We start from the raw sequence: 16,520 nt of genomic DNA on the forward strand, positions 1-16,520 counted from the left end.
ACGGACGCCATCGTCAGAACAGACAACGTTGATCTATGGATTCAAGTCTTGATCTCGAACGCAGTACTGGCCAGCCGCTCACCATTGACCATGATGTGCACCGCATGGCGACCGGCGTAATGCCGGCGGGTTGTCTGCTCCTTGATCTGCTGGCCTCGACTGATGGTCTCGGTCGCGTTGCCAGGCAAGGTCAGCGCCTTGAGCTTGAACACCTTGGCCGACGTGCTGCCATTGGCCTTGACGTAGTCGATGGCGTAATCGATCACCAGGCGCTGGCTGTCCGGCACCGTGGATTTGAGCGTAAACGACAGGGTGATCTTTTCCCCCAGGCCAATCACCGGCGGTTCGACCTTCACCCCAACGATCTCGACTTCTGGCTTGGCGCCCGCGCCAATGATCGCCAGGGCGCGTTGATTGCCCTGTTTGATCAGGCTGCGCAACGCATGCCTGGCGATCCATGCGGTGTGTTTGTTGTCCAGCGACCAGCCCTCGATCAGGGTCAGTACCCACTCGGGGTGGTCCTTGGTGATGTCGTTGAGGTGATTGGCCACGGATTTGCGCACATACAGGCTAGGGTCGGCCTTGAGGTTGTCGAGGATGCCGGCAGCGAGCCTCGGGTCGGCCTGAACGGCTTCCAGGCGAAACGACCAGGGCAGGCGTGGGCGGCAGCCTTCGCTGGCCAGGCGCCGCACGTGTTCGTTGTCGTCCAGCGACCAATCGTGCATCAGCTTGAGCGAGCGTTGCAGGTCACTGCGCAGGAAGTGGCGGATGGCGAACTCGGAGGAACCGAAGGCGGTGAAGTACTTGAGGGCCTGCATCGACTCATCGAAGGCCTGAGCGCCGTAACGGGCGACATAGTGCGGCAGGCACATGCTGACGAAAGCGCTGTTCAGGCGCGGGGCGAGGGCGCGCAGCACGTCCACGGACGCAGCGAAGTCCAGCGGCAGGACCGCGTGCAGGCATTCACTGACGCGGGCCATGCGTTGCATCACTGACAGGTCCGCCAGGCCGGTTTTGGCAAGCTTGAGAAAAGCCTTGGCGTCAAACGCTGGATAGACCACCGCCATTTCGCTGGCGATATGTTCAAGGCGTTCGGCGTTGAAGATTTCCTTGAGGGCGGGGGATTGCTCGCTAGCCATGTGGGGTCCTTGAAAATAGTGGTTTATCCGATGCACCGCGTTAACGTTCATCGCCAGCAAGCCAGGTCCTACAGGATTGATGCAGTCCCTGCAGGAGCCGGCGTGCTTGCGATGAGGCCTATCGGTCACCTCAATCCTTGGCGGCCTGTTCTTCCAACTGATCCGACTCAAACAGCTTGGCCAGCTCCGCCCGGGCTTCCTGCGCGGTCTGCTTGACCTTCACCGCGTCGTCATACACCGCATGCTGGGCCTCGAGCACTTCTTCGTCATGCTGCTTGAAACGCTTGACCCGTGCCTCGGCCTGGGCCGGGGTCAACCCCAGGCCGATCAGGGTTTGCCGGCTCATTTCCAGGCTGGAGTAGAAGGTCTCGCGTATCGGCTGCGCGCCGACGTCCAGCAGGCGGTGAACGTGCTGGCGGTTACGGGCGCGGGCGATGATTTTCATGTCCGGATAGAGCTTGCGCACCAGTTCCGCGGTCTTGATGTTAGTGTCCGGATCGTCGGTGGCGATGATGAAGTACTCTGCCTGCTCGACCTTGGCGGCACTGAGGATTTCCGGGCGCATCGGGTCGCCATAGAACACCGGCACGCCACCGAAGCTGCGTGACAGCTCGATGGTTTCGACCGAGGTGTCGAGCGCAATGAACTTGATGTTCTGTGCCCGCAGGATCCGCGCAACGATCTGGCCCATGCGGCCCATGCCGGCGATCACCACCCGCGGCGTATCGGCATCGATCGTGCGGAACTGCTCGGGAACTTCCACCGGTTGCACCCTGGGGCTGACCAGTCGCGCGCACACCAGCAACAACAAGGGCGTCACCGCCATGGACAGGGTGATGGTCAGCACCAGTAAGTCGTGCAGTCCTGGGGCAAACAGACCTTGCTCGGCGCCGATCTTGAACACGACAAAGGCAAATTCACCACCGGCCGCGAGCACAATGCCCAGGCGAATGGCGCTGACCTTGCTCAGCCCACCGGCGAGGCGGCCGACGACAAACAGCAGCGGCAGCTTGATGGCGATCAGCAGCAGGGTCAGGCCCAACACCGCAATCGGTGTGCTGAACAGCAGGCTCAGGTTGGCGCCCATGCCCACGCTCATGAAAAACAGGCCCAGCAGCAGGCCCTTGAAGGGTTCGATCTGTGCTTCCAGTTCATGCCGGTATTCGGAGTCCGCCAGCAGCAGGCCGGCGAGGAAGGCGCCCAGCGCCATGGAAATCCCCACCAGATCCATGAGCCACGCCGTGCCGATCACCACCAGCAATGCCGTGGCGGTGGAGACTTCCGGCAGCCGGGTCTTGGCGACGATGCGGAAGACCGGGCGCAGCAGATAACGTCCACCGATCACCACCACTGCGATACTGGCCAGCACTTGCAGGCCGTGGTTCAGGTCTTCAGCGGCGGTGGTGTGGTGATTGCCCCCGGCGAGCAACGGCACCATGGCGATCAACGGAATGGCGGCGATGTCCTGGAACAGCAGGATCGCAAACGCCAAGCGCCCGTGGGGGCTGGTCAGCTCCTTGCGTTCGGCCAGGCTTTGCAGGCCGAACGCGGTGGAAGACAGGGCCAGGCCAAGGCCGAGGACGATAGCGCTGTTCAGCGGCTGGCCGAACACCATCAACGCCACCACGCCGATCACCGAACCGGTCAGCAGCACCTGTGCCAGGCCCACGCCGAACACCGTTCGGCGCATCACCCACAGGCGTCGCGGCGACAGTTCCAGGCCGATGATGAACAACAGCAACACCACACCCAGCTCCGAGATGTGCGCGACGCTTTGCGGGTTGCCGATCAGGCCCAGCATGGACGGGCCGATGATCACACCGGCCAGCAGATAGCCGATCACGGCGCCCAGTTGCAGGCGTTTGGCCAGGGGGACGATGAGCACAGCCGCGCAGAGGAATACGACGGCGGCTTGCAGCAGGTTGCCTTCATGGGGCATGGGGACACTCCAACACGCGGTACAGCGAAGATCGACAAGAATAAAGGCTGCGCTGCATGAAGGCGATGGGCGCCACTACTCGTTGTGCGCACGCACCGAATATTCGCGACCCAGCCGGTATTGATTGTTGCCGCTGCGCTTGGCTTCGTACATCGCCAGGTCAGCGATGTGCAGCAGGCGATCCATGCTCGGTGCATGGTCGGGGAACACCGCGACCCCAAGGCTGGTGCCGATGTGGCGCTGGTCATGGCCGATGCTGACCGGCGGCGACAGCTCGACGAAGATGTTCTGGCAGATGCTGCGCGCTTCGTCCTGCAGGCATTTGCCCGACGGCAGGCCCTGGAGGATGACCACGAATTCGTCGCCGCCGATGCGCGCGGCGGTGTCGCCGACGCGCAAAATGCGCTTCAGGCGCTTGGCCATCGTCACCAGCACGTCATCGCCGGCCGCATGGCCGTAGCGATCGTTGATCGCCTTGAAACCGTTGAGGTCGATGAACACCAGGGCCACCCGCGTGCCGCTGCTTCGCGCCTGTTCCAGCGCCGCGGCCAGGCGTTCTTCGAGCACCAGCCGATTGGGCAGGCCGGTCAGCGGGTCGTAGTGGGCGAGGAACTTGAGGTAACTGGCGGAGGCCTTTTCCTCGGTGATGTCGCGTACCACCCCCATCATTTTTATTGTCTCGTCGAGCTCATTCCTGACCACGTTGCCGGTCTCGCGCAGCCAGCGAATGGTGCCGTCGGGCCAGACCACGCGGTATTCCTCGTCATGGTTTTCACCGGTTTGCAGGCAGCGCAACTCACCGGCACGCACCCGGGCCCGATCATCCGGGTGCACGCAGGAGCAGAACAGGGCGTAGGAGGGCGTCACTTCGCCGACCTTGAAGCCGAACATGGCGAAAATCGCCTCCGACCAGTACAGCCGGTCGGTGTCGACATCCCAGTCCCAGGTGCCGATGCGGGCGAAGTACTGGCTGCGCTTGAAACGCTCGGCGTCGCCGTCCTGGCGGATGTTCTGCCCTTCGGACAGGTCGTGGATGATGGCCCGGTACTCGGCCAGTTGCCTGCGCAACGCCCGTTCGCGCCGAATCAGCACGGCGATCAGTGCGAGCAACATCAAGCCGCAGGTCAGGCTGGTCCAGAACAGGGTCATTGACAGGTGGCCGTCATGGCATGGCACCGTAGGATTGAAAGGGTGGCAAGTGGCTATTATCCATCAGACCCTGTGGGCTAACAGCTCTAAACGACGGGATCCGGGCAAGAACAGTTGCCAATAGCAGGCAAATCTGGGAAAACGGCGCCCGTCAGGCCCTGTTGGGCGAGAGAGCATACGAGTGAAATCAATGAATGACGAGCTGCAGGTAATCGATCTTCAGGCGGGTGACGGTAAAGCCGCCGTCAAAGGCGCATTGATCACCACTCAGTACCGGGGTTGGCTGGAAGACGGCACGGAATTCGATTCCTCCTACAGCCGTGGCAAGCCGTTCCAGTGCGTGATCGGCACAGGCCGTGTGATCAAGGGCTGGGACCAGGGCATCATCGGCATGCAGGTCGGCGGCAAACGCAAGCTGCTGGTGCCGGCGTACCTTGCCTATGGCGAACGCACCATGGGCAAGATTACGCCGAACTCCAACCTGATCTTCGAGATCGAGTTGCTGGAAGTGCTGACCCGCGACGATTGAGCGCTATCAGGCTTGTGGTGCATCGCTGAACAAAGGAATCCGGCCGTTCAGCGACGGGCGATAGTGCCAGGACAGACCGTTGGGAAAAGGTGACAGCGCCAATATCTGCTTCAGCGTGGCGCCGGCAATGTACAGGGCCAGTGTTTGCCCCGGGCATTGATGACGCCCGGCGCCGAACGTGAAGCTGCGCCGGTTCGGCCGCTGCAGCCGGAAAGTGTCAGGGTCGTCATTGAGTTGCGGGTCGCGATTGGCCGAGGCGAGTAACACCAGGATCACATCGCCCGGCTTGAGGCTTGCACCTTCGACATTGCACGGTGCATTGACGAAACGGCGGGTGTTTTGCACCGACGGATCACAACGTTGCACTTCGGCCACGAGGTCATCGACGCGGGTGGTTTCGGCGCGTGCTGCCGGGTGTTGCATGAGGGCCAGCGCGCTATTGCCGATCAATCCGGCAGTGGCTTCATAGGTCTGCGAAAGCAGGCCGATCAGGTTGGCAATCAGCGTCTGTTGATCGCTTGATGCAGCGGCAAAACGCTCGCAGATGCCACTGAGCAATGGACTTCGCGTAGTTTGCTCATCGAGCAGCTCAACAAAGTAACCGCCCAGCTGCTCCGCGGCTGCATGGGCCGCTGCCAGTTGCTCCGCGCTGCTGAGGGGGGACAGACAGGCGACGAAGTCTGCACTCAGTTCACTGATGATGCGCCCTTGTGCCGGCGAAAACCCCAAGAGTGCCGCGACTACACCCACCGGCCCACGGAACATGGCGTTGTACAGCCCTGCAGCATCCGCAGTCATCAATCGAGCACTGACCAATGCTTCGACGGCCTGCCTGTCAATCAGCTCCAGCCCCGGTGCAATCGCCGCCCGTGGGCAGCGCTGGCGTTCGCCTTCGTTCATCCGCATCAACTGGGCAAACACCTGGCCTGCCATGCCGTCGGCAATGGCCTTGGGCACCGGTTCCTGCTGGGGCCTGACGTGACAGTCTGGATGGGCAAGCACGGCGGCCGCCGCCTGGGCGCTGCTGGCGACCCACAGGTTCAGGGCAGCATCAAACATCAATCCACCCGCGGCGCGCAGTTGTGCGTAATAAGGATACGGATCGGCATGGGTTGCAGCGCTGATCGGGTCCATGGGGTTGCAGCCTTTTGTTGTGGGAAAGTGTTGCTACTATCTGCAGTCCAAGGGGGCGATGATTCGTCCGGGAGCGAAATATGAGTGCAGAACAACACGACCTGGGCCTTTCCCGGGTGGCGGCGGCGATTGCAGAACCTGCGCGAACGAAAATGCTCTGTTCGCTGATGGATGGCCACGCCCGCACCAGCACTGAATTGGCGGCGGTGGCCGAGGTCAGCGCATCGACGGCCAGCGCCCACCTGGCCAAACTCAAGGACCTGGCCTTGGTGCGCCTGCACGCGCAAGGTCGGCATCGCTACTACAGCCTGGCGGACAAGCAAGTGGCCCAGGCGCTGGAAGCCTTGATGGTGATTGGCCAGAACACAGCGCCGACCTTCAAGCCCAACACGCCGGATCGCCTGCAATTCGCCCGGACTTGCTACGACCACCTGGCCGGAACCCTGGCGGTGCTGCTGCACGACCGCCTGCTTGAAGCCGGCTGGCTGCAGGAAACCGACGAACGCGCCTATCGCTTGAGCGACAGCGGTACGGCAATGTTCGAGACGCTGGGCATCGAGGTGCAGGACTTGAGCGCGCAGCGTCGGCGTTTTGCCTGCCCATGCCTGGACTGGAGCATGCGCCGCCCGCATCTGGGTGGATCGTTGGGCGCGGCGTTATTGCAAATGGCGCTCAAGCGCAAATGGCTGACCCAGGACCTGGACAGTCGGGCGCTGGCGCTGACGGCGTTAGGGCGCAAGGAAATCGGCGGACGTTTGGGGGTTGAGCTGCCCTCGGCGATTGAGGACACAGGCAGGCGATCACAGCCGAAAAGGCCATCGCTCAACGCTATTGCGTAGGAGCTAGCTCGCTCCTGCAAAAAACCGAAAAAAAGCCCCCGATCGGTCACCCGAACGGGGGCTTTTGTGCATCCGGCGTCAGGTCAGACCTTGACGATCCAGCCGGCTGGAGCTTCGATGTCGCCGGTTTGCACGCCGGTCAGCTCTTTGTAGAGCTTCTGGGTGACCGGGCCGACTTCGGTTTCGCTGTGGAACACGTGCAGGTGGTCGTTGTAGCTGATGCCACCGATCGGGGTGATCACGGCAGCGGTACCGCAGGCACCGGCTTCCTTGAAGTCCGACAGCTTGTCGATGAACACGTCGCCTTCGACCACTTCCAGACCCAGGCGGGTCTTGGCCAGCTCGATCAGCGACAGGCGGGTGATACCTGGCAGCACGGAAGGCGAGTTCGGGGTCACGAACTTGTTGTCGTGGGTGATCCCGAAGAAGTTGGCCGAACCGACTTCCTCGATCTTCTTGTGGGTCATTGGGTCCAGGTAGATGGCGTCGGCAAAGTGCGCCTTCTTCGCCTGGGAACCCGGCATCAGGCTGGCGGCGTAGTTGCCACCGACCTTGGCCGCACCGGTACCTTGTGGCGCGGCGCGGTCGAAGCTGGAAATCTGGAAATTGTGCGGGGTCAGGCCGCCTTTGAAGTAGGCACCGACCGGGATCGCGAACACCGAGAAGATGAACTCAGGCGCAGTACGCACGCCGATGTTGTCACCCACGCCGATCACGAACGGACGCAGGTACAGCGCACCGCCGGTGCCGTAAGGCGGGATGAAACGCTCGTTGGCGCGAACCACGTCCTTGCACGCCTCGATGAACTGCTCAGTGGACACATGCGGCATCAGCAGGCGTGCGCAGCTGCGCTGCATGCGTGCGGCGTTCTGGTCCGGGCGGAACAGGTTGATCGAGCCGTCCTTGCAACGATAGGCCTTCAGGCCCTCGAAGCATTGCTGGCCATAGTGAAGGGCAGTGGAACCTTCGCTGATGTGCAGCACGTTATCTTCGGTCAGGGTGCCTTTGTCCCATTCGCCATTGCGAAAGTACGACAGATAGCGCTTGTCGGTCTTGATGTAGTCAAAACCCAGCTTGTCCCAATTGATGCTTTCGTTACCCATGACACCCTCTATCACTTAACAACCGCCGAAACGGTTCAAGGCTTCTGACGTTTTTTCCGGATGGGCACAACAATACTTCATTCCGGGTCCATTTCGCAGCCCGGACTATCGGATGACGGGCATATTTCTTAGCCTGCTCATCATATAGGCCGCCGAATGAAACCCTGTGGCGAGGGAGCTTACTCCCGTCCCGGTGCGCAGCACCGGTAAAACCGGACACCGCGGCGGACAGGAAGACCAGCGCTGTTCGGTTTTGGGGCTGCCTTGCAGCCCAGCGGGAGCAAGCTCCCTCGCCACAAAGGTCGGTGTACTACAGGTGCAGGGCGTGGCCGAGAGCCCGCAACGCGGCTTCCTGCACCGCCTCACCCAAGGTCGGGTGGGCATGAATGGTGCCGCCGATGTCCTCCAGCCGCGCACCCATTTCCAGGCTCTGGGCAAAGGCTGTCGACAACTCGGACACCCCGACACCCACCGCCTGCCAGCCGACAATCAGATGATTGTCACGACGGGCGACCACGCGCACGAAGCCACTTTTCGACTCCAGCGTCATCGCCCGGCCGTTCGCGGCGAACGGGAAGCTCGACACGATGCAGTCCAGACCTGCCGTCTTGGCCTCGTCCGGGGTCTTGCCGACCACCACCAGCTCCGGGTCGGTGAAGCACACGGCGGCAATGGCGGCAGGGTTGAACTCGCGGGACTTGCCGCTGATCAACTCGGCGACCATCTCGCCCTGGGCCATGGCCCGGTGCGCGAGCATCGGTTCGCCGGCCACGTCGCCGATGGCATAGACGTTACGCATGCTGGTCTGGCAACGATGGTCGATCTTGATCGACGCACCGTTCATGTCCAGGTTCAGCGCTTCGAGGTTCCAGCCCTGGGTGTTGGGCTTGCGGCCGACAGCCACCAGGACCTGATCGGTTTGAAGGTTCAGGGTGTCGCCATTCGGGTCGCTGACTTGCAAGGTATTGGCTTTTGAATCAAAGCCTTGCACGCTATGCTTCAAGTAAAGCTTTACGCCCAGCTTTTTCAGCTCGTCGTGTACCGGTTGAGTCAGTTCCGCGTCATAGGCCGGCAGGATGCGTTCCTGAGCCTCGACCACGCTGACGTCGGCACCGAGCTTGCGATAGGCAATGCCCAACTCCAGGCCGATGTAACCACCCCCGACCACGATCAGCCGCTTCGGTACCGAAGTCGGCGCCAAAGCTTCGGTGGAGGAGATGATCGGCCCGCCAATCGGTAGCATCGGCAGGTTCACGCTTTTGGAACCGGTGGCCAATACCAGGTGCTCGCACTGGATACGCGTGTCGCCGACTTCCACTGTCTTGCCGTCGATGACCTTGGCCCAGCCAGTGACGACCTGAACCTTGTTCTTTTTCAACAGCGCCGCGACGCCAGTGGTCAGGCGATCAACGATGCCATCCTTCCACTCGACACTCTTGCCGATGTCGAGGGTCGGCGCCGAAACCGTGATGCCCAGCGCCGAGTGCTGGCTGTGGTGTCGGGTTTGCTGAAACTGCTCGGCGACGTGAATCAGTGCCTTGGACGGTATGCAACCGATGTTCAGGCAGGTGCCGCCCAGGGATTGGCCCTCGACGAGAATGGTCGCAATGCCCAATTGTCCGGCGCGAATCGCCGTTACATAGCCGCCAGGACCGCCACCGATGATCAGCAGTGTGGTGTTCAAGGTCTGCATGGCTTACTCCACAAACAGGGTAGCGGGTTGTTCGAGCAAGCCACGGATGGCCTGGATGAAGAGCGCCGCGTCCATGCCGTCGACCACGCGGTGATCGAAGGAGCTGGAAAGGTTCATCATCTTGCGGATCACGATCTGGCCTTTGATCACCATCGGCCGTTCGACGATCTTGTTCACGCCGACAATCGCCACTTCCGGCAGGTTCAGCACCGGAGTGCTGACGATGCCGCCCAAGGCGCCGAGGCTGGTCAGGGTGATGGTCGAGCCGGACAATTCATCGCGGCTGGCCTTGCCATTGCGTGCTGCGCTGGCCAGACGGGCGATTTCCGCCGCGCTGTCCCACAGGCTGCGCGCTTCGGCGTGACGCACTACCGGCACCATCAAGCCGACGTCGCTCTGGGTGGCGACGCCGACATGCACGGCGCCGACGCGGGTGATCACCTGGGCTTCGTCGTCGTAGCGCGCGTTCATTTGCGGGAAGTCGCGCAGAGCGACGACCATGGCACGCACCAGGAACGGCAGCAGGGTCAGCTTGCCGCGGGTAGTACCGTGTTTTTCATTGAGGTGGGCACGCAGTTCTTCCACCGCCGTGACGTCGATTTCCTCGACATAACTGAAGTGCGCGGCGCGCTGGGTGGCGTCCTGCATGCGCTGGGCAATCTTGCGGCGCATGCCGATCACCGGGATCTGCTCTTCGTCGATGCGCTGGGCGTAAGCGCTGCTGACCGACGACGCATTGGACTGACCCTGGGCCAGATAGGCATCGAGGTCTTCGTGCAGCACCCGACCGGCCGGGCCGGTGCCGCGCACCAGGCGCAGCTGGATGCCTAGGTCCAGTGCATGTTTGCGCACGGCCGGGGAGGCCAGCGGACGCTCATCGGCTTCGCGGGCGACCATCGGTCCCTGGCACGCCGCAGCCGGACGCGGGGTAGGAGCAGCCGGTTTGCTTTCGATCACGGTTTCGACTTTCGGCGCCGCCACAGGCGTTTCTTTAACCGGAGCCGCTGGTGCAGCCGATTCCTTAACGTTGCCCGCACCTTCGACTTCAATGCTGATCAGCACACTGCCCACCGCCATGACTTCACCCGGCTGGCCACCCAGGGCAATGACCTTGCCGTGGACCGGCGAGGGGATATCGACCATCGCCTTGTCGGTCATCACATCGGCCAGTACCTGATCTTCGACAACCAGGTCGCCGACCTTGACGTGCCAGACCGACAGTTCAACTTCTGCAATGCCTTCACCAATGTCCGGCATTTTAATGACGTGCGTGCCCATTCAGACCTCCATGACCCGTTTCAAAGCCGCGCCCACTCGGGACGGACCGGGGAAATACGCCCACTCTTGCGCGTGCGGGTAGGGGGTGTCCCAACCGGTGACGCGCTCGATCGGCGCTTCCAGGTGGTGGAAGCAGTGCTCTTGCACCAGCGACACCAGTTCGGCGCCGAAGCCGCAGGTGCGCGTGGCTTCATGGACCACCACGCAACGCCCGGTTTTCTTCACCGACTTGACGATGGTCTCCAGGTCCAGCGGCCACAGGCTGCGCAGGTCGATGACCTCGGCGTCGATGCCGGTTTCTTCGGCGGCCACTTGTGACACGTAGACGGTGGTGCCGTAGGTCAGGATGGTCACGTCCTTGCCGGGACGGGCGATGGCGGCCACGTCCAAGGGGACGGTGTAGTAACCGTCCGGCACCTGTGCGGCCGGGTGTTTCGACCATGGGGTCACCGGGCGTTCGTGGTGACCGTCGAACGGGCCGTTGTACAGGCGCTTGGGCTCCAGAAAGATCACCGGGTCATCGTTTTCGATGGAGGCGATCAACAGGCCCTTGGCGTCGTAGGGGTTGGATGGCATCACCGTGCGCAGGCCGCAGACCTGGGTGAACAGCGCCTCGATGCTCTGGCTGTGGGTCTGGCCACCGTAGATGCCGCCGCCGCAAGGCATGCGCAAGGTCATCGGTGCGGTGAACTCGCCGGCCGAGCGATAGCGCAAGCGTGCGGCTTCGGAAATGATCTGGTCGTAGGCCGGGTACACGTAGTCGGCGAACTGGATTTCCACCACCGGACGCAGGCCATAGGCGCCCATGCCCACCGCGGTGCCGACGATGCCGCTTTCGGAGATCGGTGCGTCGAAGACCCGGGAAGTCCCGTACTTGGTCTGCAGGCCTTCGGTGCAGCGGAACACACCGCCAAAGTAACCGACGTCCTGCCCGAATACGACGACGTTGTCGTCACGCTCAAGCATCACATCCATGGCCGAGCGCAGGGCCTGGATCATGGTCATGGTGGTCGTGGTCATGGCGGTTTCCAGCTCAATATTATTGTTGTGATCGTTCATGTCAGATCCCCAACTCCTGACGCTGGCGCTTCAAGTGCTCCGGCATCTCTTTGTAGACGTCTTCGAACATGGTCGCGGCGCTCGGGATCTGGCCACCGGCCAGGGTGCCGAACTGCTCGGCCTGTTTCTGCGCGGCGATCACTTCGGCTTCCAGTTCGGCGCTGACCGCGGCGTGCTCCTCTTCGGACCACTGGCCGACCTTGATCAGGTGCTGTTTGAGGCGTGCGATCGGATCGCCCAGCGGGAAGTGGCTCCAGTCATCGGCAGGGCGATATTTGGACGGATCGTCGGAGGTCGAGTGCGGACCGGCGCGGTAGGTGACCCATTCGATCATGGTCGGGCCAAGGCCTCGACGGGCGCGCTCGGCGGCCCAGGCGGAAGCGGCGTATACCGCGTAGAAATCGTTGCCGTCGACCCGCAGGGAGGCAATGCCGCAACCGACGCCACGCCCGGCAAAAGTGGTGGCTTCACCCCCGGCAATCGCCTGGAAGGTGGAGATGGCCCACTGGTTGTTGACCACGTTGAGAATCACTGGCGCGCGGTAGACGTGGGCGAAGGTGAGGGCGGTGTGGAAGTCCGACTCGGCGGTGGCGCCGTCACCGATCCAGGCCGAAGCGATTTTGGTGTCGCCCTTGATCGCCGAGGCCATGCCCCAGCCCACGCCCTGGATGAACTGGGTGGCGAGGTTGCCGGAAATGGTGAAGAAACCAGCGTCCTTGACCGAGTACATGATCGGCAACTGACGGCCCTTGAGCGGATCGCGCTCATTGGACAGCAACTGGCAGATCAGGTCGACCAGCGGTACGTCGCGGGCCATCAGGATGCTTTGCTGGCGGTAGGTCGGGAAGCACATGTCATCGATGTTCAGGGCCAGGGCCTGGGCACTGCCGATGGCTTCTTCGCCCAGGCTCTGCATGTAGAACGACATCTTTTTCTGACGTTGGGCGACGACCATGCGGTTGTCGTAGATGCGCGTCTTGAGCATGGCGCGCATGCCCTTGCGCAGGATCTCGACCGGCACGTTTTCGGCCCAGGGGCCGAGCGCGTTGCCCTGATCGTCGAGCACGCGAATAAGCCCACGGGCCAGGTCGGCGGTGTCGGCAGGTTCTACGTCAATGGAAGGTTTGCGCACCGTGCCGGCGTCGGTCAGACGCAGGTAGGAGAAGTCGGTTTTGCACCCTGGGCGGCCCGAAGGTTCGGGAACGTGCAGGCGCAGCGGTTCGTACGCTTGGTTCATGGCTTCTACGCTCGATCTTGTGAATTTCTTGTAGTGAGCTGACCGTCATTCTTCGATAAAAGAAATCTTGTCCTACAACAATCATAGGCCCGGCCCGGAAGAATATTTCTCTCTGTTTCGTTGCGTTAAAGATCATTTGCAGATAAAAAATCTGCATAAACATAAAAAACAGGTGGTTTTATCTCATGCGCAAACTGGACCGTACCGACATCGGCATTCTCAACAGCCTTCAGGAGAACGCGCGTATCACCAACGCCGACCTTGCGCGCTCGGTGAACCTGTCGCCCACACCTTGCTTCAACCGGGTCAAGGCCATGGAAGAGCTGGGCTTGATTCGCGAGCAGGTGACGCTGCTCGATGCCGACCTGCTGGGGCTGCATGTGAACGTGTTTATTCACGTCAGCCTGGAGAAGCAGGTGGAGGAGGCGTTGCAGCATTTCGAAGAGGCGATTTCCGATCGCCCCGAGGTGATGGAGTGCTACCTGATGGCCGGCGACCCGGACTATCTGATCCGCGTGCTGGTGCCGACCATCCAGTCGCTGGAGCGCTTCATGATGGACTTCCTGACCAAGGTGCCGGGGGTGGCGAACATCCGTTCGAGCTTTGCGCTCAAGCAGGTGCGCTATAAGACCGCGTTGCCGTTGCCGGCCAATGGTTTGACCCTGGGTAGCTGAATGACCTGGCAAACCGTGGGAGCGAGCTTGCTCGCGATGGACTCCCAGGCAACGCGTTCAACCTGAGAGCACGCGTTATCGTTAACGACCATCGTCGGAACGCCGCCCGGAGCATGCTCGCTCCTACCGGTTTAGAGTTTGTTCACGGGAATTTTCAGGTACGTCACGCCGTTATCTTCAGCCGGCGGCAAATTCCCCGCACGCACATTCACCTGGATCGCCGGCAGCAGCAAGGTCGGCATCCCCAAGCCGGCATCGCGCCGCGTGCGCATTTCGACGAATGCCGCTTCATCGATTCCGTCATGCACATGAATGTTGTGCTGGCGTTGCTCACCCACCGTGCTCTGACACTGCGACTGGCGCCCGGCGGGCGGGTAGTCGTGGCACACGTAGAGTTTCACGCTGGCAGGGAAGGCCAGCAGTTTATGGATCGAGGCGTACAGCTGGTTGGCGTTGCCGCCGGGGAAGTCGCAGCGGGCGGTGCCGACGTCGGGCATGAACAGGGTGTCGCCGACCAGAATCTGCTCGCCATCGATCAGGTAGGCCATGTCCGCCGGAGTGTGGCCCGGCACGTGCAGGGCAGTGGCCTTGAGGTTGCCGATCATGAACGATTCGTTGGCGGCGAACAGCTGGTCGAACTGCGAGCCGTCAACGCGAAACCCGGGCTCCAGGTTGAACAACGTCTTGAACACGTCCTGAACCTTGCTGATCGATTCGCCGATGGCGATCTTGCCACCCAGTTCCCGGCGCAGGTAAGGCGCGGCGGACAGGTGATCGGCATGGGCGTGGGTCTCCAGCAGCCATTGCACCTGCAGGCGATGGGCGCGGACGAAGGCGATGATCTTGTCCGCCTGGGTGGTCGCCGTGCGCCCGGCGGCGCCGTCGTAGTCGAGCACCGGGTCGACAATCGCACACTGGCCACCGTCAGCCTCGTAGACCACGTAGCTGTAGGTTGAGGACGCGGGGTCAAGGAAGGCTTCAATCAGCGCGGGCATGGACACGGACCTGTGCAGGGGAGGAAATGTCAGTCTTGGCTTGCAACACTTTATATAAAAACATAATGTTAACAGCTTAAGTGACGTTGAAGGCATCCTGCAAATGCAATCCAGTCTGACCGAATGTGAAGTCGCCCAACTGCGCGCCTCGGCCTCCAAGGCCTGTGCGTTGCTCAAGGCCTTGGCCAATGAGGACCGTTTGCTGATCCTGTGCCAATTGACCCAGGGCGAGCGCAACGTCGGCGAGCTGGAAAAAATGACCGGCGTGCGCCAGCCGACGTTGTCCCAGCAATTGGGCATCCTGCGCGACGAGGGGCTCGTTGCGACCCGTCGTGAAGGCAAGTACATATTTTACGGTTTGGCCAGTCACGAAGTGATCCAGGTGATGAAAACCCTGTCCGGGCTGTATTGCGGGGCCGTGCTCAAGAGCTGGGAACAACAGCCTTCCGAACACTGATATCCGTGGTGACTGAAAACACTCTTTGCGTGCAGCAAAAGGAACAAGCAATGAACGATCAACACTGGGGCCCATCCATCAGTGCAGACATCGTGGTCATCGGCGGCGGCACGGCAGGTATCGGCCTGGTCGCCAGCCTGCTCAAGCGTGATCCACACCTGAACATCACCGTGGTCGAGCCCGGCGCTCAACACTTCTACCAACCGGCGTGGACACTGGTCGGCGGCGGTGCCTTTGACGTGAAACACACGGTGCGGCCGATGAAATCGGTGATGCCCCGCCAGGCCAACTGGATTCAGGCCAGCGTGAACGGCATCGATGCCGACAACCACCGGCTCAGCCTCAGCGACCAGCGCACACTCAGCTATCAAAACCTGATCGTCTGCCCCGGCCTGCGCCTGGCCTGGGAGAAAATCGAAGGGTTGCAGGACACCCTCGGCCAACACGGCGTGACCTCCAACTACAGCTTTCAGCACGCCCCCTACACCTGGGAGCAGGTGCAGAAGTTGCGCGGCGGCAAGGTTCTGTTCACCCAGCCGGCGATGCCGATCAAGTGCGCCGGGGCGCCGCAAAAGGCCCTGTACCTGTCCTGCGATCACTGGCGCAAGACAGGTGCATTGAACAAGATCGACGTTGAATTCAATCTGGCTGGCGCGGCGCTGTTCGGCGTGGCGACCTTCGTGCCGCCACTGATGAAGTACATCGAGAAGTACAACGCGCGACTGGCATTCAACTCGAATCTGGTCAAGGTCGATGGCCCGGGGAAAACCGCCTGGTTCGAGATCAAGGATGCCGAGGGTAACGTCAGCCGCGTGGCGAAAACCTTTGATCTGCTGCACGTCGTACCGCCGCAGGTATCGCCGGATTTCATCGCACAAAGCCCGCTGGCCGACGCGGCCGGGTGGTGCGAGGTCAACCCGCACAGCTTGCAGCATCCGCGTTACCCGAACGTCTTTGCCCTGGGCGATATCTGCAACACAACCAACGCCAAAACCGCAGCCGCCGTACGCAAGCAGATCGTCGTGGTGGCGCAAAACCTGCTCGCCCTGCGCCAGCAACAACCGCTGCCGTTGAAGTACGACGGCTACGGTTCCTGCCCGCTGACGGTGGAGAAGGGCAAGGTGATCCTCGCCGAGTTCGGCTACGCCGGCAAATTGCTGCCGACCTTTCCCCTGGACCCGACAAAAGCGCGCCGTTCGGCCTGGTGGCTGAAGGCAACGCTGCTACCGTGGTTTTATTGGAATGGCATGCTCAAGGGCCGCGAGTGGCTGACGCGTTCGTCCAGGGTCGACTGA

15 protein-coding genes are annotated in these 16,520 nt (G+C 61.8%); 5 read left to right on the plus strand and 10 right to left on the minus strand.

Annotated elements, in window-relative coordinates:
- Positions 1-41: 41 nt before the first annotated feature.
- From EIY72_RS15655 to EIY72_RS15665, 3 genes are all read right to left on the minus strand, one after another.
- A complete protein-coding gene (locus EIY72_RS15655; RefSeq protein WP_093219880.1) occupies positions 42-1,139 on the minus strand; it encodes a DNA alkylation repair protein in 1,098 nt (365 codons plus the stop codon).
- A gap of 130 nt (positions 1,140-1,269) precedes the next feature.
- Positions 1,270-3,078 carry a monovalent cation:proton antiporter-2 (CPA2) family protein gene (locus EIY72_RS15660; protein WP_093219885.1) on the minus strand — a complete coding sequence of 603 codons (1,809 nt, stop codon included), beginning with the start codon at positions 3,076-3,078 and terminating at the stop codon, positions 1,270-1,272.
- Between the two features lie 75 nt (positions 3,079-3,153).
- Complete coding sequence (locus tag EIY72_RS15665; protein ID WP_093219892.1) at positions 3,154-4,227, minus strand: sensor domain-containing diguanylate cyclase; 1,074 nt, start codon at positions 4,225-4,227, stop codon at positions 3,154-3,156.
- Positions 4,228-4,417: 190 nt separating this feature from the next.
- On the opposite strand from EIY72_RS15665, the gene EIY72_RS15670 reads away from it, so the two are divergent.
- Positions 4,418-4,756 carry an FKBP-type peptidyl-prolyl cis-trans isomerase gene (locus EIY72_RS15670; RefSeq protein ID WP_093219899.1) on the plus strand — a complete coding sequence of 113 codons (339 nt, stop codon included), beginning with the start codon at positions 4,418-4,420 and terminating at the stop codon, positions 4,754-4,756.
- A 6-nt stretch (positions 4,757-4,762) separates the two neighbouring features.
- Here EIY72_RS15670 and EIY72_RS15675 read toward each other — a convergent pair whose 3' ends face one another.
- Positions 4,763-5,890, minus strand: a complete 1,128-nt coding sequence (locus tag EIY72_RS15675; protein ID WP_093219903.1) for a cytochrome P450 — start codon at positions 5,888-5,890, stop codon at positions 4,763-4,765.
- Positions 5,891-5,970: 80 nt separating this feature from the next.
- Between EIY72_RS15675 and EIY72_RS15680 the strand changes: the two genes are divergently transcribed.
- Entirely contained in the window at positions 5,971-6,729 is a 759-nt protein-coding gene (locus EIY72_RS15680) for an ArsR/SmtB family transcription factor (protein WP_093219908.1), read from the plus strand.
- Positions 6,730-6,812: 83 nt separating this feature from the next.
- Here the strand turns inward: EIY72_RS15680 and EIY72_RS15685 are convergent, their stop codons facing one another.
- The 5 genes from EIY72_RS15685 to EIY72_RS15710 form a co-directional block, all read right to left on the minus strand.
- Positions 6,813-7,832, minus strand: a complete 1,020-nt coding sequence (locus EIY72_RS15685) for a branched-chain amino acid aminotransferase (RefSeq protein WP_093219911.1) — start codon at positions 7,830-7,832, stop codon at positions 6,813-6,815.
- Positions 7,833-8,142: 310 nt separating this feature from the next.
- Complete coding sequence (lpdA, locus tag EIY72_RS15695) at positions 8,143-9,525, minus strand: dihydrolipoyl dehydrogenase (protein ID WP_093219916.1); 1,383 nt, start codon at positions 9,523-9,525, stop codon at positions 8,143-8,145.
- A gap of 3 nt (positions 9,526-9,528) precedes the next feature.
- Positions 9,529-10,803 carry a dihydrolipoamide acetyltransferase family protein gene (locus EIY72_RS15700; RefSeq protein WP_093219920.1) on the minus strand — a complete coding sequence of 425 codons (1,275 nt, stop codon included), beginning with the start codon at positions 10,801-10,803 and terminating at the stop codon, positions 9,529-9,531.
- Positions 10,804-11,862 (minus strand): alpha-ketoacid dehydrogenase subunit beta, encoded by a 1,059-nt coding sequence (locus EIY72_RS15705; RefSeq protein WP_093219923.1) that lies wholly within the window; start codon positions 11,860-11,862, stop codon positions 10,804-10,806. It lies immediately after the preceding gene.
- A 1-nt stretch (position 11,863) separates the two neighbouring features.
- Complete coding sequence (locus EIY72_RS15710) at positions 11,864-13,099, minus strand: 3-methyl-2-oxobutanoate dehydrogenase (2-methylpropanoyl-transferring) subunit alpha (RefSeq protein ID WP_093219927.1); 1,236 nt, start codon at positions 13,097-13,099, stop codon at positions 11,864-11,866.
- Between the two features lie 185 nt (positions 13,100-13,284).
- Between EIY72_RS15710 and bkdR the strand changes: the two genes are divergently transcribed.
- Positions 13,285-13,773, plus strand: coding sequence for a Bkd operon transcriptional regulator BkdR (gene bkdR, locus EIY72_RS15715; protein ID WP_016985245.1), 489 nt, complete (start codon positions 13,285-13,287; stop codon positions 13,771-13,773).
- 131 nt (positions 13,774-13,904) lie between these two features.
- Here the strand turns inward: bkdR and EIY72_RS15720 are convergent, their stop codons facing one another.
- Entirely contained in the window at positions 13,905-14,768 is an 864-nt protein-coding gene (locus EIY72_RS15720) for an MBL fold metallo-hydrolase (RefSeq protein ID WP_093219931.1), read from the minus strand.
- Between the two features lie 103 nt (positions 14,769-14,871).
- Between EIY72_RS15720 and EIY72_RS15725 the strand changes: the two genes are divergently transcribed.
- Entirely contained in the window at positions 14,872-15,225 is a 354-nt protein-coding gene (locus EIY72_RS15725; protein ID WP_093219934.1) for an ArsR/SmtB family transcription factor, read from the plus strand.
- Between the two features lie 50 nt (positions 15,226-15,275).
- On the plus strand, positions 15,276-16,520 hold the full coding sequence (locus EIY72_RS15730) for an NAD(P)/FAD-dependent oxidoreductase (protein WP_093219940.1): 1,245 nt from the start codon (positions 15,276-15,278) through the stop codon (positions 16,518-16,520).

The sequence above is a fragment of the Pseudomonas vancouverensis genome (assembly GCF_004348895.1).
Taxonomy (GTDB): domain Bacteria; phylum Pseudomonadota; class Gammaproteobacteria; order Pseudomonadales; family Pseudomonadaceae; genus Aquipseudomonas; species Aquipseudomonas vancouverensis.